The 18,958-nt window shown below is 59.9% G+C and carries 10 protein-coding genes and 3 pseudogenes; 10 read left to right on the forward strand and 3 right to left on the reverse strand.

The window, feature by feature from the left end; translation table 11 throughout:
• The first annotated feature begins 50 nt into the window (after nucleotides 1–50).
• The 7 genes and pseudogenes from AB4Y97_RS15580 to AB4Y97_RS15610 form a co-directional block, all read left to right on the forward strand.
• Nucleotides 51–1,091 carry an alpha/beta fold hydrolase gene (locus AB4Y97_RS15580; RefSeq protein ID WP_441999956.1) on the forward strand — a complete coding sequence of 347 codons (1,041 nt, stop codon included), beginning with the start codon at nucleotides 51–53 and terminating at the stop codon, nucleotides 1,089–1,091.
• Between the two features lie 110 nt (nucleotides 1,092–1,201).
• Entirely contained in the window at nucleotides 1,202–1,645 is a 444-nt protein-coding gene (locus tag AB4Y97_RS15585) for a hypothetical protein (protein WP_441999957.1), read from the forward strand.
• A 331-nt stretch (nucleotides 1,646–1,976) separates the two neighbouring features.
• On the forward strand, nucleotides 1,977–4,739 hold the full coding sequence (locus AB4Y97_RS15590; RefSeq protein WP_441999958.1) for a decarboxylase: 2,763 nt from the start codon (nucleotides 1,977–1,979) through the stop codon (nucleotides 4,737–4,739).
• A 54-nt stretch (nucleotides 4,740–4,793) separates the two neighbouring features.
• Nucleotides 4,794–6,485 (forward strand): aspartate-alanine antiporter, encoded by a 1,692-nt coding sequence (gene aspT, locus AB4Y97_RS15595; RefSeq protein WP_441999959.1) that lies wholly within the window; start codon nucleotides 4,794–4,796, stop codon nucleotides 6,483–6,485.
• Between the two features lie 28 nt (nucleotides 6,486–6,513).
• Nucleotides 6,514–8,175 (forward strand): bifunctional aspartate transaminase/aspartate 4-decarboxylase, encoded by a 1,662-nt coding sequence (locus tag AB4Y97_RS15600; RefSeq protein WP_441999960.1) that lies wholly within the window; start codon nucleotides 6,514–6,516, stop codon nucleotides 8,173–8,175.
• Nucleotides 8,176–8,499: 324 nt separating this feature from the next.
• On the forward strand, nucleotides 8,500–10,185 hold the full coding sequence (gene aspT / locus AB4Y97_RS15605; protein WP_441999961.1) for an aspartate-alanine antiporter: 1,686 nt from the start codon (nucleotides 8,500–8,502) through the stop codon (nucleotides 10,183–10,185).
• Between the two features lie 292 nt (nucleotides 10,186–10,477).
• Nucleotides 10,478–10,659 (forward strand): annotated as a pseudogene (locus AB4Y97_RS15610) (IS701 family transposase); the annotation flags it as partial.
• 160 nt (nucleotides 10,660–10,819) lie between these two features.
• Here AB4Y97_RS15610 and AB4Y97_RS15615 read toward each other — a convergent pair.
• From AB4Y97_RS15615 to AB4Y97_RS15625, 3 genes and pseudogenes are all read right to left on the reverse strand, one after another.
• A pseudogene (locus AB4Y97_RS15615) lies at nucleotides 10,820–10,912 on the reverse strand (ACP phosphodiesterase); the annotation flags it as partial.
• Nucleotides 10,913–10,984: 72 nt separating this feature from the next.
• On the reverse strand, nucleotides 10,985–12,595 hold the full coding sequence (locus AB4Y97_RS15620) for a hypothetical protein (protein WP_441999962.1): 1,611 nt from the start codon (nucleotides 12,593–12,595) through the stop codon (nucleotides 10,985–10,987).
• A 246-nt stretch (nucleotides 12,596–12,841) separates the two neighbouring features.
• A pseudogene (locus AB4Y97_RS15625) lies at nucleotides 12,842–13,215 on the reverse strand (DDE-type integrase/transposase/recombinase).
• A 646-nt stretch (nucleotides 13,216–13,861) separates the two neighbouring features.
• Here AB4Y97_RS15625 and AB4Y97_RS15630 point away from each other — a divergent pair.
• The 3 genes from AB4Y97_RS15630 to AB4Y97_RS15640 are packed head-to-tail and all read left to right on the forward strand — an operon-like array spanning nucleotide 13,862 to nucleotide 18,553.
• Nucleotides 13,862–14,917: an NAD-dependent epimerase/dehydratase family protein gene (locus AB4Y97_RS15630; protein ID WP_441999963.1), complete on the forward strand. Its 1,056-nt coding sequence runs from the start codon at nucleotides 13,862–13,864 to the stop codon at nucleotides 14,915–14,917.
• Between the two features lie 4 nt (nucleotides 14,918–14,921).
• A complete protein-coding gene (locus AB4Y97_RS15635) occupies nucleotides 14,922–17,000 on the forward strand; it encodes a glycosyltransferase family 2 protein (RefSeq protein ID WP_441999964.1) in 2,079 nt (692 codons plus the stop codon).
• The gene (locus AB4Y97_RS15640) at nucleotides 16,997–18,553 is read left to right on the forward strand and encodes a DUF6212 domain-containing protein (RefSeq protein ID WP_441999965.1); all 1,557 of its coding nucleotides are present in this window, start codon (nucleotides 16,997–16,999) and stop codon (nucleotides 18,551–18,553) included. The genes AB4Y97_RS15635 and AB4Y97_RS15640 overlap by 4 nt, the downstream gene beginning before the upstream one ends.
• Nucleotides 18,554–18,958: the final 405 nt, after the last annotated feature.

An 18,958-nucleotide genomic window follows, 5' to 3' on the forward strand; every position in this document is an offset into this window, starting at 1 on the left:
TCTCCCGCCCCACGAGGCACATCGGTTCTGGTCCAATTGAGGAGAGGTCGATGTCCGAAGACGTCAATCACAATCGTCGTCGCTTTTTGAGCACCGTGGCCATGACTGCCGCTGCGGCCGAATTCGCCATGATGGGTTCGGCGGAGGCACAATCCAGCGGAGCATCGCCCGCGATCAGGCCGGGGCCGAATACCTCGTTCAGTTCTCTGAAGCAGATCGATGCCGGCGTCCTGAATGTCGGATACGCTGAAGCTGGCCCTGCCAATGGCCCTGTGGTCATTCTTTTGCATGGCTGGCCCTACGACATTCACAGCTATGTCGATGTCGCCCCGTTGCTGGCCTCGGCGGGCTACCGGGTGATCGTGCCGTATCTGCGCGGCTATGGTCCGACCCGCTTTCTTTCAAGCGACACGTTCCGGAACGGCCAGCCGGCGGCGCTCGCGGTCGATATCACCACGTTGATGGATGCGCTCAAAATCGAGAAGGCGATCCTCGCCGGTTTCGATTGGGGCGCGCGCACGGCCAACATCATCGCCGCACTCTGGCCGGAGCGGTGCAAGGCCATGGTATCCGTGAGCGGTTATCTGATCGGCAGCCAGGAAGCCGGCAAGATGCCGTTGCCGCCGAAGGCCGAGCTTGAATGGTGGTACCAGTTCTATTTTGCCACGGACCGTGGCCGCGCCGGCTATGACAAATACCGGCACGATTTTGCCAAGCTCATCTGGCAGCTCGCTTCACCGAAATGGACTTTCGACGATGCCACATTCGAGCGCACGGCGGCGTCCTTCGACAACCCGGATCACGTCAGCATCGTCATCCATAATTACCGCTGGCGGCTCGGCTTGGCAGCTGGCGATCCGAAATATGACGATCTGGAACAGCGGCTAGCGGAAAGCCCGGCCATCAGCGTGCCGACCATTACGATGGAGGGCGATGCCAACGGCGCCCCACACCCGGACGCCAGCTCCTATGCCCGGAAATTCACGGGTAAATATGCGCACCGACTCGTCACGGGCGGCGTCGGGCACAATTTGCCTCAGGAAGCGCCGCAGGCCTTCGCCGCGGCTGTGGTCGACGCCGATCGCGCTTGAGCGGCCATAACCTAGCAGGCCCCTCAGATTTCAGCGGCGGGTGCAGGCACCTGCGACGGGGCACGATAGATCCCGGGTTCAATCCTGCACCTGAAAGGAAGGAGGCATTCATGCTTAATTTCCAACATGCTCTTCGTCATGGTTCGGTGGCCCTTGTGGCAGCGCTCGCATCGGTGCTGGCGACACCGAGTTGGGCCGCGACGGGTACTGTCCGTATCGGGATCGCCAAGGCGGGGTTCATCGTCGGCGTCGGCGGGGGCAACGGGACGCTTGTCTTCAAGGGGCACCGCTATCCGCTGAGCGTCGGCGGCTTGAGCGTCGGTGCGACAATCGGGGTATCGAAAGCCGACTTGGCCGGACGCGCCTATAATTTGCGCCGGGCGTCCGACATTGCCGGCACCTATACTGCCGTCGGCGCGGGAGTCGCCGCCGGCGGTGGCGCATCGGGCATGCGCCTTCAGAACGCGAGAGGTGTCGTTCTCGATCTCCACGGCCGCAACATCGGACTCGAATTCAATGCCAGCGTGAGCGGAGTGGAGATCAGCCTGCGCTGAAGTCGAATGGTCCTTCTGAGCGCTCTCGGCGGCCATCTCGCCCAAGGAGAAGATCGCCGGACCTGGGGAACAGATGCAATACTTGGTCATGCCTACGATGCAGACGCTGGCCGGACATGGTCGGATTTGCGACTAGGTCACAAAAAAAACAAGAACTTATCCCCATGTGTCAAAGTCGGAAAGCTCTGCTTGTGTAAACTGCAGTGTAGAGGCGTCCATACGCGTATTCTCCGTTTCTCCGCGCCCTGATCACGTTGCCGGCGATCGGTTCGCCTTTGCACAAACGCATAGGCGTCAGGCCTGACAGCGGGCGATCCCGAAGGAGGAGGCCATGGCAGCGCGTTCGAGTCGAGACACGTACTCCATTGATCACTTCTTCTCCATGCCATCCGCTCGGCTTGATCGATGGCGCGAGGTGCATGCGGCTGCGAGGGCTTGGGTCAATCGCGAGGCAGAGCGGCGTGCCGTCGAGGTAGCACTTGATGAAGTCGGTATCATTGAGGAGTATTACGCGTTCCCTGGCTCGGACCTGATGGCGGCGCTTCGCCAGCGTCTTCAGAACGGCGATGCCAGCGGCTTCGCCTCGCTTGCTCAGCGCATTTCGCTTGCCGTCATCACGGGTAACTACAAGCGCGATCCCAGCGAGTGGCAAATGACCAACGAATCCCTGGCGGAACCTGTCGACTTGCTTCCCCCGACGCTTGGAGTCGGGCAGCAGGCTCGTCCATATTTCGAGCTCCTGGTGGTGACACCGGCCCCTGCCGCGCGATGGCCGCATATCGCCGCTGAGTTCCGTCGGCTGCGGCGGCCAGAGGACGCGTTCATTTACGAACTCGTCTCCGTTGGCAGCCTCGAGGATGCGATCTGCGCCGCGGTGATCAACCCCGACGTGGCGGCGGTGGCGATCTACGAAGGTTTTTCCTTGGAGTCGCGCCACGACGCCCCCATCCTCCGCAGCGTCCTCGCCGCACAAAAAGAGGCTTTGGAGAAGGCAGATCAAAGCGACAGGGCTTTACGTCTCGCCACCGGACTGAAGTCAATCCGGCCAGAGCTCGACATCTATCTGCTCTCCGACAGACGCGTGGAGAAGCTCGCCGGCGATCCGCGCGCGGCGATGATCCGCCGAGTCATGTACCAGGTCGAGGAACCGCTGGAACTCCACCTGTCCGTCCTGGAGGGCATCGCGGAGCGTTACGAGACACCGTTCTTCGACAACCTCAAGCACTATGCGCAACGCCCGGTCAGTACGTTCCACGCCCTGCCAATCGCCAGGGGTAAGTCCGTATTCAAGTCACCGTGGATCCGCGATATGGGTCAGTTCTACGGCATCAACCTGTTTCTGGCGGAGAGCAGCGCAACGACCGGCGGCCTCGACAGCCTGCTTGAGCCGACAGGCAACATCAAGCGTGCGCAAGACATGGCGGCGCGCGCATTCGGCGCCGACCATGTGTTCTTCGTGACCAATGGAACCAGCACGTCAAACAAGATGGTGCTTCAGGCGCTCGTTGCGCCAGGCGACATCGTCATTCTCGACCGCAACTGCCACAAATCGCATCACTATGGGCTCGTGCTGAGCGGAGCCCAGCCACTCTATGTCGAAGCCTTCCCGATGCCCGAGTTCTCGATGTATGGAGCGGTTCCGCTGCGCACGATCAAGAAGGCGCTGCTCGACCTCAAGGCGGAAGGCAAACTCGACCGCGTCAGGATGCTCGACCTGACCAACTGCACTTTCGATGGCCATATCTACAACACGCGCCGTGTCATGGAGGAGTGCCTCGCGATCAAGCCCGACCTCATCTTCCTCTGGGACGAGGCATGGTTCGGCTTTGCCCGGTGGTCGCCGTTTTTCCGGCCGCGAACCGCGATGGGCGCGGCAGCCAACATCGAGGCCTGGATGAGAGGACCGGACGCCCTCGCACAGTATGAGCGCCAGCACGCGGAGCTCGGCGAACGTCCTTCTCCCGACGCGCTGCTGGACACGCGCCTCATTCCTGATCCACGGGCGATACGGCTGCGGGTTTACCAGACGAATTCCACCCACAAATCGATGTCCGCCATTCGTCAGGGCTCGATGGTTCTTGTCAAGGATGTCGACTTCCACACCGTCGAGGCGCAGTTCCACGAAGCCGTGTTCACGCACGCCTCGACCAGTCCTAATCAACAGCTTATCGCTAGCCTCGACGTTGCGCGGAGACAAATGGAATTGGAGGGTTACGGTCTCGTCATGAATGCGATCGAGATCGCTCTCGACATTCGTAGTGCAGTGAACAGCCACCCCCTGATCTCGAAATACTTCCATATCGTCGGCGCCGACGGGATGGTGCCAAAAGAGTATCGCTCCAGTGGCTTCGTTGATTTTCTCGCGCCGAGCACGCGATGGTCCGACCAGTTGCGGAGCATGCGGGAGGATGAATTCTGCCTCGACCCGACCCGCATGACGCTGGTCTGTGGCACCGCCGGCTTCGATGGCACAACCTTCAAGGGGGTGCTTGCATCTGAATACAATATCCAGGTCAACAAGACATCTCGCAACTCCGTGTTGCTGCAATCGAACATCAACAACACGCGCAGCGATGTCGCGCACCTTATCGGGGTCCTGTTGAAGATCAGTAGCGGTATTGAGACCCGCCTCGAACAGAGCGGCGAGGGTGAACGGAAGGTCTTCGAGGCTCGGGTCAGGAGCCTGATGAAGGATGTGCCGGATCTACCGAATTTCAGCAGGTTCCATGAAGCGTTCCGGCACAATGCGGGAAAGTCGACGTCCGAGGGCGACATTCGCAGCGCGTTTTTTGCCGCTTATGCCGCGGAGGATTGCGAGTTCGTTCAGCTGAACAGCCCGGAATGCGACCGCCGCCTGCGCGAAGGACCGGAGATGGTTTCGGCCAACTTCGTCATTCCCTACCCGCCGGGTTTTCCGATCATGGTGCCCGGACAGGTCATCACTCAGGAGACGATCACCTTCATGCGCAAGCTCGATGTGAAGGAGATCCACGGCTACGAGAAGGCAAAAGGGCTCAAGCTGCTCAGGCCCGACGCCATCATGGGCCGCCGCGCCGCCACCAAGACCGCCGGCAACAAGCCGCGAGCCGCATAGGAACCTCCGCGGCGAGGCGGCAGCATCCGCCGCTGATCGAAAGAGGAGAAGAGCATGTTCGAATGGTTCGCCAACACGCTTCGTACCTATCCTGAGATCGCTCTCTTTCTCTCACTTGGGATCGGCTACTATGTAGGTGGCTTCTCCTACCGCGGCCTCAGCCTCGGTGCCGTTACCTCAACCCTCATCGCCGCGGTTATCATCGGACAACTCGGCATCACAATTTCCCCGAACGTCAAGGCGACCTTCTTCCTGATGTTCCTGTTCGCCGTTGGATACGGCGTGGGCCCGCAATTCGTTCGCGGCATTGCCAAGGATGGAACACCGCAGGCGCTGTTCGCCGTCCTCGTCGCCATATTCTGTCTTGCCGCGCCCATCGTAGCCGCGCGAATCGCCGGGTACGATCTCGGATACACCGCCGGCCTCTATGCCGGCTCACAGACCATCTCGGCATCGATGGGGCTTGCTACGGACGCCATTAATCGCCTCGGGCTTCCGCCGGATCAGACCAAGGCTCTTCTCGACGCCATGCCAATCGCCTACGCCGTCACCTACATATTCGGAACCGTAGGCTCGGCCCTCATTCTCGCTCTGCTCGGCCCCAAGCTGCTTGGCATCGACCTTGTCCAGGCCTGCAAAGACTACGAAGCTCGCATGGGAGGCGGGAAGGAGCTCGGGGGAGAAGGCTCCGTTTGGCACCGCTGGGAGCTGCGCGCCTTTCGCTTACGGCCTAGCGCTCGCGCCGCCGGAATGAGAGCTGTCGAGGCAGAGGGTCTCGTCCCCGGCGCCCGCGTCTTCGTCGAGCGCATTCGCCGCAATGGGAAAATCGAGGATGCGACGGCCGATACCGTGCTGCAGGAGGGCGATACCGTAGCGGTGGCCGGCCCTCGCGAAACGCTGGTGAACCTCATCGGGCAGGCAGCCGAAGAGGTCGAGGATGCGGAACTTCTCGACGTTAAGGCAGAGGGCCTCGACGTTTATGTCACCAGCAAAGACGTTGATGGGAAGACGCTTTATGATCTTGCCCAGCTACCGGAGGCTCGCGGGGTTTTTCTCCGTCGCATTGTACGCGGTGCGGTCGCCACGCGCATCCCGATCCTTCCGAACACGGTGATCAATCGTGGTGATATCCTGACAATCGTCGGACGCACGCAGGATACGACGGCAATGGCCAAGCTTCTCGGCTATCCCGACCGGCCGAGCGATGTTGCGGACGTTGCGTTCATCGGGGGAGCCATCACGCTCGGCGCTCTCATCGGCGCCCTTGTCTTCAAGGCGGGTGGAGTGCCGCTCACGCTGTCGACTGCAGGAGGCGCCCTGATCTCGGGACTCGTTTTCGGCTGGCTGCGCTCGGTGAGGCCAGTATTCGGCCGGATCCCGTCTTCGACGGTCTGGTTCATGAACTCGATCGGCCTCAATATGTTCATCGCCGTGGTCGGCATATCGGCAGGCCCCGGTTTCGTAAAAGGGCTTCAAACCCAGGGCATCGGTCTGTTCATCTGGGGCATTTTTGCGACAGCGGTGCCGCTGATTCTCGCGATGTTCGCGGGCAAATACATCTTCCGCTTCGACCCTGCGATTTTGCTCGGCTGCTGCGCCGGGGCGCGCACGACGACAGCCGCGCTCGGCATGATCTGCGAGACCGCCAAGAGTCAGGTGCCGGCGCTCGGCTACACCGTCACTTACGCCGTCGGCAATACCCTGCTCACCATCTGGGGAATGATCATCATCATGTTGATGACCTAACGTTCACGAATTTAGAGAGGGAATAGCTATGGACGTCGTCAAACTGCGCAGCTTCGAGAAGTTGAGCCCGTTCGAAATCAAGGACGAACTTATCAAAATCGCAAAGCAGACAGCACAGACCTCGACACTGGCATTCCTGAATGCCGGTCGTGGGAACCCGAATTGGATCGCCACGATACCGCGAGAAGGCTTCTTCCTTCTCGGCCAGTTTGCCATCACGGAAAGCAGGCGCGTGATGGACAAGCCCGCAGGAATTGGCGGAATGCCAAAGGCCGACGGCATAGCTCACCGTCTCAATGCCTGGCTTGCCGAGCATAAGACATCACCCGGCGCCGCATTTTTGACCGAGATGGTCGCGTTCGCCGTCGAGAAATTCAGCTTCAAGCCGGATGCCTTCGTGCATGAGCTCGTCGACTCCATCATTGGCGACAACTATCCGGTCCCGGACCGCATGCTCGTCCACAACGAGCGGATCGTGCATGAATACCTGATGTGGGCGATGTGCGGTCAGCCCAGACCTTCCGGGCAGTATGACCTGTACGCAGTCGAGGGCGGCACGGCTGCCATGTGTTACATCTTCAAGTCGCTGAAAGCGAACCGGCTGCTCAATCCTGGCGACACAATCGCTCTCGGCACGCCGATCTTTACGCCCTATCTCGAGATGCCTCATCTTGAGGATTATGGCCTGAACGTGATCCATGTCGCGGCGCCGCAGGAGAATCGGTTCCAGTTTACCGACGCGGAACTCAAGAAGCTCGAGGATCCGAAAGTCAAGGCGTTCTTCGTGGTGAACCCAGGCAATCCCTATGCGGTCGCCATGAGCAAAGATACCATCGACAAGATTGTGCACCTGGTGGAGACGAAACGCCCTGATCTGATGCTGCTGACCGACGATGTCTACGGCACCTTCGTGAAGGGGTTCCGTGGATTGCTGGGGGCCCTGCCTCACAACACGATCGGAGTCTACTCCTATTCCAAATATTTCGGTTGTACGGGCTGGCGGCTAGGCGTCATTGCAATCCATCAGGACAATGTCTTCGACAAGGCCATCGCCGCGCACCCTGATAACATTCAGGAGGCGCTCGACGCCCGTTACGGCGCGCTGACCTTGGAGCCGCGCGAGATCAAGTTGATCGACAGGATTGTCGCCGACAGCCGCGACGTCGCGCTCAATCATACGGCCGGGCTCTCCCTGCCGCAGCAGGTAATGATGACCCTGTTCTCGTTGGCCGAGATGATGGACGAGGCCAAGACCTATCAGAAAGCCTGTATGGAGATCGTGCATGGCCGTTTGGACCGCATGGTCGAAGGACTTGGCATCGAAGTACCCGAGAACCCGCTTCACGATAGGTATTACGGGCTGGTCGATTTCGAGTTCTGGGCGAACAAATATGTCGGCCCGGAGGTCGTGGCCTACATGAAGGAGCACATTCACCCGCTGGATATCGTGTTTCGCCTCGCTGAGGACCATGGGATCGTGCTGCTGAATGGAGGCGGATTCTCTGCGCCGGACTGGTCGGTACGCGTCTCGTTTGCCAATCTCGACGATGAAGTCTACAGCCAGATCGGTCGCGCCACTCGGGCGGTCGCCCGTGGCTACCGTCAGACCTTCGAGGCCTACACCATGGCATCTAAGGAGGCGCAGGCGCCGCAAGCTGCACCGAAGACGGTTGCCGAGGATGCCAAGTGACCGCAGGCAGCAACCAATCGGGCATTCCGCCCCGTCGGCGGAAGGCCGAGCGGCTTGACAGGTTGTAACGAGGGGCTGCGCAGCCCCTCGGGAAGTAGCCGGAGGTCCACGGCGTTCGTAACGGAAAGCTTTGGGTGCTAAGCGAGGTTGCAAACGGTTCTGAAGGACCGTGTGTGAAGTGGGAGGCCTTCCAGCGCCTCATAATGGAAGACCTTCACAGTCGTGTCCTCGATCACCCGGCTCCTGCGCTCCGTCTGGCCATTCGCCCATAGAGCTGCGCGCAAATGACAGTGAGGAAAAATCAGGCGCCTGGAGGAGTTCAAGATGAACTACATCACGTCGGCCCTGCGCCATAATCCAGAGCTTGCGGTCTTTCTGACGTTAGCGGTCGGCTTCCTGATCGGGCGCATCAAATTTGGAAGCTTCAGTCTCGGGATCGTCGTCGGATGTCTGTTGGCAGGAGTGTTGATTGGCCAGCTCGACATCAAGGTTCCGCCCCTGGTCAAGACGATTTTCTTCGACCTCTTTCTCTTCACCACGGGTTACAAGGTGGGGCCGCAGTTCTTCCGCGGATTGAAAGGCGATGCCATTCCTCAAATGGCCTTGACCGTTATCGTGTGCGTATCTTGCCTGCTCACAGCGTTCGGTCTCTCGAAACTCATGGGATACGACGCTGGAACGGCGGCTGGCCTTCTTGCGGGAGCCTTCTCGGAATCGACGGTGATTGGCACCGCCGGGGAAGCAATCCAGCGCTTGTCCATTCCCGAAGCAGAGAGAACCGCGCTGGTTAACAATATCCCGGTTGCCTACGCGGTGACCTACCTCGTCGGAACGGCCATGCTGGTCTGGTACCTTCCCACGATCGGCCCCAAACTCATGGGCGTCAATCTTCGGGAGGAGGCGTTGCGAATGCGCTCGAATGTCGGGGGGGCAGGTGAGGCCGCAGAAGGTGTCATGTCCGCCGCTCGCACTTTCGATGTCCGTGCCTATCGCGTCACCAATCCGAATCTCATCGACAAGACGATCGCCACGCTTGAGAGCCTTCCTCAGCGAAGCCGCGTGTTCATCGTGCGCGTTCGGAGCGGAGACCAGATTCTGGAACCCGCGCCAGACCTCGTCATTCGGGAAGGCGATGTCGTTGCCATCATCGGCCGCCAGGAGATCCACGCGGTGCGCGGGGACACAATCGGCCCTGAAGTCAACGATCCGCACCTTCTCGACATTCCGATCGAGTCGCTGGATGTCGTGGTCACGAATCGGTCCTTGGACGGCAAGTCGCTCGCGGACTTGGCTCATCTCCCCTTCGCCCGCGGCGTGTTTCTCTCCAAGTTCACGCGGTCTGGACTCGACCTGCCCATTGCCCCGGAAAGCCGCGTCAACCGAGGTGATATGATGCGCCTCATAGGGGCCTTGCCGGAAGTCGAGCGGGCGGCCAAGGAGTTGGGCTACCCCGATCGACACACCTCCGAAACGGATATGATTTTCGTCGGGACAGGCATATTTCTCGGCGGTTTGGTTGGGTTGCTCTCAGTGGTGGTCTGGAGCGTGCCGCTGACACTGACCGCGAGCGGCGGTGCGCTGGTCATGGGCTTGGCCTTCGGATGGCTCAGGTCAGTCTATCCGTTCTTCGGCCGTATCCCGGAGCCGGCCATCTGGATCTTTGACACCGTCGGGCTTTGTACGTTCATCGGCATCGTTGGCCTGAGCGCCGGGCCGGGTTTCATCGCCGGGTTGCGGGCATCCGGCCTGAGCCTAGTCTTCGTGGGTTTGGCTTCAGCTCTCCTGCCTCATACGCTTGGGATCCTTTTCGGTCGTTTCGCGCTGAAGATGAATCCTCTCATCGTCTTGGGCGCCTGTGCCGGGGCCGGCACGATCACTGCTGCGCTGCGCGCCGTGCAGGATGAGGCCCAAAGCAGCGTCCCAGTGCTGGGCTACACAATCCCCTACGCCATCGGGAACATTTTGCTCACGGCTTGGGGACCCGTTATCGTTGCAATGATGTCGATCTAAAAGGTGGATTTCGCCCGGTTCAGTCTTGCGCTCCACTCTGTTGTTCCTGCACAGCCGGCCGAATAAAACCTACAGCATCGTTCTGTGCGGAAAACCGGGTCCACTTTCCCGCACGATGCGCTAGCGAAGCATTTGTCGATTGTTTCTTGGCCCTTCGCGGGATCGATTCTTGACAGATGAGGGGCCCTCACAAGACTGGGAACAGGATCCTTAGCACTGCTTTGGCAAGCCTGTGGGAACGGGGCAAGCCTGACGATTTTTCCAGCTGAGAGATCTCGATAAGAGATCCGCCATGAGCACTTCAGTCGCTTGGGAGCATGACCTCCAGCCCTGGCTTGAACCATTCCTCGCCCATCTTCATCATTCGGCGCGTCGGCGCATGTGCCCGCTCTAATCGGTCCCGGCGAGCGCAAGGGCCTTCAGCCCATTGCGGCTCGAGTGGCTCGCGCCGATTATGATCGACTGCATCACTTTGGAGAGCATGAGGAAATGTGGGGCGGTTGGTGGGTATGCTATGGCTGGGACCTGTGAGGCGGCAGACCATGGCCTCGAAACGATGTTTGTTTCGACACGAATCCAGACCGTACCGGGCGGCTGTATAAGATGCCCCACAATTCCTCATGCTCCCGTGCTCCGGAGCAAGACGGGGCAGCGCCGTGGCGAGCTTGCGGTTGATCGATTCCTTGGCAAGGCTGCCGACCAGATCGCCGACTTTGAAGGTGGTCATGGCATGCTCCTTATCAACGAACATGGGGCGGACGATGTTTGGAGGGTGAGAGCCAAATGCGGCCTGACAGCCCTACCGGCAGCCGGGGTTTCCGGCCTCCGGAAGGGCCAGGAAGGTGATGCTCGCGGGCGCCAGCTCAACCCGTCCTGCCTGAACGCGACTGCCCTGCAGGTCCGGGAGCTCGTCTTGGGCCCTGAGCCTCAGCTCTTGTCCGTTCAACCGGATGCTGGAGGATTCCAGCTGTGGCGCCATTAACGTATAGCCTTCCGCCGCTTTCGGGATTTCAACCGCACTCGACTGTGTCCGGCTGTTGTTGATCGCCAGCACCGCGACGCCGCCGGGCGTGCCGCGCAGGCAGTGGGCATAAATATGGAAGCCTTCCTGGATGGGGACCCCCGTCTCAAGCACGGTGGTGCCCATGAGCCGCCGCCACAGCAGCCCCGCCCAGTAGGTGGGCTTCGGCTCCAAGGTCCTGTCGTTGAGCAGGCCATAGTCGCTCGCCACCAGCGTGTTGTGGGCGACAACCCTGACGTCCTGCTTGGCGAGGCGGCCCAGCTGATCGAGATAGCGGAAGGTGTCGAGAAAGGTGTTGGCCCATGGATTGCCGCCGCAGGCCGCGTCGGCGGTTTCGGTCAACCAGAACGGGCGGCCGGGCTCGAACTCGTCGCGCAGTGCCCGGTAGAAGGCGAGAGTCTGGTCGGTGCGCCCGAGCCAGTCCTCGGACAGCGCCGCCTCGGCGGTCGTCTGCTTTCCCATGGCGGCGCAACGCTGCGAGCTCGCCCCATAGTGATGGTATGAGAAAGCATCAACCTGGGCAGGTTGGGATGCGACGAGCATCTCCCGCGTTTTCAGCACGGGCAGCGAACCATACGCCACGCCCCACTCGCCGATGGTCTCGCCGACCGAGCCGGGACCGAGGACGATCATGTCGGGCGCGGCCTGATCGGCGAAGGCACGAAACGCCTTGAAATCGCGCCCGTAGGTGGCGGCGTCGTAGCCTTGCGGGGCCCCGCCCATGATCGCCAGGGTCGGCTCGTTCATGAACTCGGCCGCCACGATGCGACCGCCCACCGACTTCGTGTAGGCAATGAGGCGGCGGGCCTGCTCGGGCATCCAGACACCGGCGCCGTCACGGGTGCCCAGTCCGGTCGCAAACGAGGTGACGATCTCTGCGTTTGCCGCCTTGGCGAACTCGACCACACTCTTCCACTGCTGCCGGGACAGGACGCCCATGAAGCCGGGCGGCGGCGTTGCGGGAGCCTGATCGGTCTCCGGGAAGAACGTGGTGTTGGCCCAGGTTCCGCTGACCCGGACATAGGCCGGTCCGAGGGCGGCGGCCAGCTTGCGCAGGCGCGGGTTGGTCAGGTCGAGGGGTGGCCGGGATTCGTACAGGGCCGGGTTCATGCCGGCGGGCGTGTCGCCGTTCGACTGGGCTGCCGATGCCGGCGTCGGCTGGCGCAGGGCGGCTTCGAGTTCCGGACCGTAGGGCCGCCAGAACCTGCCGCCGGTGACCTCCAGCATCTCGACGTTGTATGACTGGTAGCGCTCGTCGACCGTGCCGATCCGCGGCATGGTGGCCGGGATCAGCGAGACGGATTGTGCCATGGCCGGGCCGCCCAGTGATGCGACAAGGAATGTGAGAGTAACGCCCGCGGACAATCCATGAGGCCAATCCCTGCCCATCGTCCGTCTCCGCAAAAGTGACTCGCGGGGACAACGGATCGCACCTGCTGCCGTTCCGGCGCACATTGGATCCGGAATGGGAAGGATTCCCTTGGAGCATGGCTCAAGATCCTCCCAGTCACCGAGGCTGCGGCCATCGCATTCCGGCGAGCCAAGGGGCTCGCGAACTTTGGTTAGCGGCTCCGTTTGATGGGTTTCATTGCAGTAACTTGGAAAGATCATAACAAACCCAACTGAACGTCCCGCTTAGGCACCAAGACCGAAGAGCTCGTTCACGAGGCGGATTTCGCCTGCCGCTCCCAGCGTGCGCCGTATGCAGTGACCCCGGTGGATCATGCGCATCACTTCAAAGCCTTTCAGAGTCGCGTCTGCTGTTCTCATCCTCCGGAAGCCGCGCGTTGGCCGGATCATCCGCTTGAGTGCGCCGTGATCCGCTTCGGTGACGTTGTTCAAATATTTCGTGTCCGGTGCGCGAAATGTTTCGACAGCAGCCCTTCATTCTGCAAGCGCCCGATCGCCTTCGGGTACGACGCCAGCTTGTCGGTCGTGATGGATGAAGGAGGGTAGCCGCTCCTCGTTACATTGCTAAGGTTAATGCAGCAGTCCCGTCGCGTGATCAGCGTCGATCAGCAACGCGAGATAGTCTTGTACTATTCATTCGGAAAATCCCTCATTCTAATAAAGTTAAAATCAAATTTAATTCGAATTTCGAACTATTTTATATATTATAAACTGAATTTATTCATTGATTTAAGCGATTGTCAGTGCCGAATAAACTCGGTAATACGTATTCAATCGCAAACTACAATTGCCCGATGGTGCGGTAACTGTACCATGAATATTCAAATCCGCATGGATGCCCCAATTGAACAAGGCCTTGCACTCCGCCATAGACCAAACGCTAACTTGGCATCGCTACTTTGTTGCGTCCGACAGAGACCAAGACAAGCGTGAGAACGGACCGCTCGGGAGTTCCATCGCTTTCATCAAGGCTAATGCCGATCGCGTTCGGCTTCCCCATACCTTTCCATCGATCGGAGCGGCCGCTTCAGATGTCGGCACCTCAGAATTGAAGGCGCCCAGAACCCCTGTCACCGATCGGTCTCGGTTCCACCCGCAAGTTGAAAACTTGTGCAATCGAGGAGCCGCGAAAGATGGAGGTAAGACGTTCGACTGACCAAATTCCGATGCCGCGATAGCAAAACGCACGCGGACAGCGACCCTGTCGCAAAATCCAGCTAGCTTGCGACTGCACTTACAGCACCGATGACATCCGCCACCGACATGGATTACCAGCCGCGCGATCTTTCCGGGACAAGATGCCTTGTTCTGGGAGGCGGCGGCTTTCTTGGCGTAAATCTGTGCAACGGTCTCGTCGCGTGTGGGGCATCAGTCACAGCCCTAGGACGTTCGCTCGCTTGGCCGGATGCCCTCAGCCCACGAGTTGCCTGGACGCAGGGTCATCTGGATGACATCGCCGTCCTCAAGGAGTCCGTTCGGGGCCAAGATGTTGTCTTTCATTTGGCGAGCTCTTCAATTCCAAGCATCTCCAATCAAAATCCCGTCGCGGATCTCGAGGCAAATGTGCGGGCTACGGTTCAGTTGTTGGATGTTTGCCGCGGTCATAATGTGGGAAAATTGATCTTTGCGTCGTCCGGAGGGGCCATCTACGGACAACCGGAGTTGCTGCCCATTCCTGAGAATTCGCCCACGGAACCGGTCTCGGCCTATGGCATCAGCAAACTAACAAGCGAGAAGTATCTGGCGCTCTATAAGTATCTGCACGGCCTCGACTACCAGATCTTACGCGTGGCCAATGCCTATGGGCGATATCAAGCGCCACACAGAGGTCAAGGCGTCGTAACGACGATGATCAGCCGAGCCTTGAGCGGCAAGCCGCTCGAGATCTGGGGTACCGGTGATGCCATCCGCGACTTCGTTCATGTCGGCGATGTCGTGGCAGCCATGATAGGGGCGTGTCTCTATACAGGGTCCTGCAAGATCATGAATGTGGGGTCAGGATACGGCCTCAGCATCAACCAGATTTGCCGCGACATCGAAGCTATGATCGCGCGCGGTCCACTGCTCAAACTCTACAAGCCGGCTCAGGCGAGTGATGTGCCGACGAACATTCTCGACACATCGCTGATCCAGCGCGAGTTGGGTTGGCAGCCTCGGGTGCCCTGGCTGGAAGGCTTGCGGCATACCGTGAATTGGTTGGCTGAGGCGAACTGGTCCAGAAGTCACATAGCTTTCACGGACGAAAGAATTCCACGATTGGATCAAGAGAGGGCGACTGCCTTCGCAATTCAGCGAGGGTAGAAGCTTGCGGGAAAACCGGGTTGTCAGAGTTTCCGACGTCTCTGCTGTTAGAGCCGCGATCATTGTGCCTTCTTACGGGCAACCCTCGCTCACGGCGGAGGCATTACGCACTGCCCTAAGTCAGCGCACGAATTTTTCTTATGCGATCGTACTGGTCAATGACGGTTGTCCTGATCCTTCGACACGTGATGTCTGCCTGACTTTTGCGGCCGCCCATCCGGGCCGCATCTTCTACCTTCAGAAAAGTAATGGCGGCCTCAGCGCTGCACGCAATACGGGGATCGATTTTGCGCTTGTCGCCTTTCCCGAACTTGAGGGCATATATTTCCTCGACTGCGACAACCGGATCGGGCCATATCTGCTGCAGCGCCTTCTGACGGCCCTGCGTGCTAGCGAAGAGCACATCGGCTGGGCCTATGCCGATGTCAACAAGTTCGGCTTTACCGAGTTTGGCGATACCTCCGGCCCGTACTCCCCATTGGAGCATCTCTTCCGCAATGTCAGCGAGGCGGGCAGCATGGTTGCGCGGCGAATGCTCGATGCCGGCATCCGCTTCGACACGCAGATGCGACGCGGCGTCGAAGATTGGGAGTTCTGGCTCCAGGGCCTCGAAATGGGGTTTCACGGGGTGCATGTGCCCGATGCCGGCTTTCGTTACCGCCGCCGCGGCGAGAGCATGTTGGTTGCCGCGGAACGGGATTTCGAGCCCATCCTCGATCACATTCGCACGCGCCATCCATCGCTCTTCCGGCCCAGAGCTCTCCTCGCGCGCGAGATTGCCGAAATGTCGCGCTACGCCATTTATCATCCCGATACTGGACGGGTCAGCCGCCTGACCGCTCCTTCAGAGCGCGAGTTCCTCAATCGTGACGACTATCTAAGGCGGTTGCTGCGGTCATGCGAGAGACCGGAATATGGCCGATGCCCGGGGCATCTCGTGGTGATGGACGAGAGTCTGTATGATGCCCTGACCGAACGCCACATGCTGGCCGGAATCCTTTGGACTCTGGAATGCGCGGTAAGGCGCGCCACGTTAGCGGCCATCAGCTTTCGTTCTATGGCCGGCTCTGAGACCATGCCGTGCTGGCTGCGCGAGAACATTTCATACAATCGCGCCGCAGCGACGGTGCCTCTACCGAAGGAAGCGCAGATTATCGCACTCGAAGCGAGCGTCTTACTTTCCCGCGCCCGAGCGGGAAGCGATTTCGACAGTCTCGTCCACCAAGCTATGAAGAGATGTGAAGGGATTGTCCTTACCGCGAATATTGCTGGCTTGCCTTCTTGTGGGCATGGCGCAACCGCGGCCCTGACGGAATTTTGCGAGACCTTGGCCAGTTTCGCCCAGCGCGAGTACGCTCATCTATGGCGCGCCGCTCCCCTCGTCCGCTACCGTTCCCATCCTGCCCTGCCGCGCGATATCTACTCCCATATCGGCCTGCCCTCGGTCTTCCCCTGCGCCGACCTGGCCGGCAAGAACCAGCGGGCAGCGCTGGTTGTCGAACCGGGCATGCCAGGGGCACTGGCAGCGGCGGATCGAATGTGTGATTTGCTGAGTGGCCGAGGGTGGATTGTCGATCTCGTGATCATCGGGAACGAGATCGAGAGCAGCCTCTCGGCTTTAGACAACTATACCGAAATCGTGATGCTGCCCCTTACGGCACTGCAGGTTTCGTCCGGCGCAGGCGACCACCGCATTTATAACGGCACTGGGATCCCGTCTCTCGATGCCTTTAAAATGGAGGACGCCATCGCAACCTTCGCGGCCTATCAATTGGTCATTTCAGTGACAAGCAGCGTCGCCAACACCGTAATGGGCTCCCTGCGCCGACTGAAAGTCAGGACCTGCTGCTTGCTGCAAGCCGACAGCTCCCATCGTTCGCCAGCCGAACTCATCAATGCCTGTGCCGCATTTGAACAGGCTTATGACGCCATTGTCGTCGAAGACCAGCCCATGCTGCACCTCTGCCGTGCTCTTGGCATCCCTCAAAGAAAAATTTACCCATGGCGCGACCTAGCGGCCATGGCGGAAAGCATCGCCCCAATCGCGCCGATGATGACAACTAGGGAGGGGCCCAGCGCATGACCATCTACGCCGATAGAGCATGCTTCGCTTCCCTTTACGACGCGACTCCCAAACTCCTCCTGGTAGGATCGCCGGGATCGGCCATATCTACCGAGTCGAATGATGGGTTCCGATGGGTTGCAGCCCATCGCGACTGCGAGGGACGGATCGTCCTTGCATCGGCGAGCAGACAATTGGTATCCATGTCCGAACTGCTACCACTCCAGGTGCCACCCGCAAACGTCTGGGCGGTGTGGGTACCGGCGGTCGACGACCTGGACGTCGTAGAATCCTTGATGCGGTGGTGGGCGGCTGAAGGTGGCGAAGCAACGCTGCCGGTGTTGGTCCACGGTGACCGCGCCACTTTGGACAGAGTGCTACTGGCTCGATCGCTCGATGAAGGAAACCGACTGGCACGCGCCAATCAACGCCTGCTGTGCGATATCGCTGCTTTGCGCGAGAGCTTCGAGAACCATGTCCGGATTCCCCATGAAATAGAGGAGTTGCTGGAGAATCTACGCCTCGCGCCGCTGCGCCATGTTTTCACTAGCCCACCGCCCAATGACAATATCTCGGTTCCAATGTATGAGCCGATGGATAGGCGTCTGGGCGAGGGCACATCAATCCGGCAAAGATTGCCGATGTCTGCGCGCGGTTTTGCCGGCCTTGATCTCCACATTGCACATCCGGGACTCGGCGAAGGCCTGCTGTGCCTTGACCTGATTGCGCGCGACGAGGGCTTGACGCTCGCGACATGGCGGACGTCTTTCCAGAAGCTGCGCCCGGGCCTTTTGCCCTTGCGTGTGGCAAGAGCTATGGCCCAGCATTGGCATTCGCTCGAGTTGCACATTGCGGCCGAGGGAGTCGGCGATCCTCCACGTCTTGCTATGGGGTCGGCTGGGCTACTGCCGGAGTATTCCTTGATTCCGGCAATTGATGCAGATTTGCCGCCGGAGCCGTCGATGCTTGCCATGCGGCTCTGGGGCGGGCTTCCGGGGGTCGTCACCGGCACCCGAAGCGGTGCGTCGGCTTTGAGGGTCCCACCTTCCGAACCGGTTATCCCAATAGACGAGTTTAGCATCGCCGGCGTACGTCTGACGCGTGAAATCAAGGCGTCTTATCCGTGTTTCGGCCACTTGGGTGGTACCAAGGTGCTGTTGCGGCCGCTTCCGAACAAAGTGTCGGCCGCCGCTATCTCGCTGCAGGCCATCTCTCATCTTGGCGCAGTTTCCTGTTCAGTGGCCGTCGATGAGAAGCGATGCCAGACGCGGAGACTTGGCGCGCGCCTCGTCGTCATGCCTCCGGGCTGCGGGCCCGACGAAGCTGAGCGTGGTGAGGGGGCACTTGCGGCGAGCGAATGGGTTGAGCTGGACGATCCTCTCGAAGCACGAATGCTCAAGGCGCGTCTTCCGGAACCGCATCAGGGGCCGCTCGATCTGCACCTCTTTACGCGCTTGCCTAAGGGAGGTGCGATACAGCATGTGCGCATGGTGTTCCAAAACTTCGAAGCCGAAATTCGCGATCATGCAATTGATGGCATGTCAATTTTGCTACCCTGCGGCGAAGAGGAATGAGGAGCTTTGTGTCGATATCGCCGACAGTGTCGTCAGACCTCCTCCGCACGTCAGATACCTCAACCTCATTGAGGCAGATCGCGGCGCCATCCAGACATGACAACACCGCGTTGGGATATCAGGCAAAGATAAAGCGCCTGCATGGCAGGCGCTTTAGGGGCAGCCTATGGGGGCATAGCTAGGCCGTGAGGATATGTTACCCAAACAGTCAAGCTTTGCTCAGCCATCCTTTCGTATTAGGATCTTACTCCTTTTAAGGTATTTTATCCTGGCGTCACTTCGTATCGTCAGGCCGGATATTGCGCGGCCTTACGCGGCCTCGCAGCGTGCAGGAATCTGGCCGACAACCGCGTCATCGGTCCGATCCAGACCTGCAATGAGGAGTGCTATCGCATCCCGCGCATA

The organism is Microvirga sp. 2TAF3, assembly GCF_052114965.1.
In the GTDB taxonomy this organism is placed as follows: domain Bacteria; phylum Pseudomonadota; class Alphaproteobacteria; order Rhizobiales; family Beijerinckiaceae; genus Microvirga.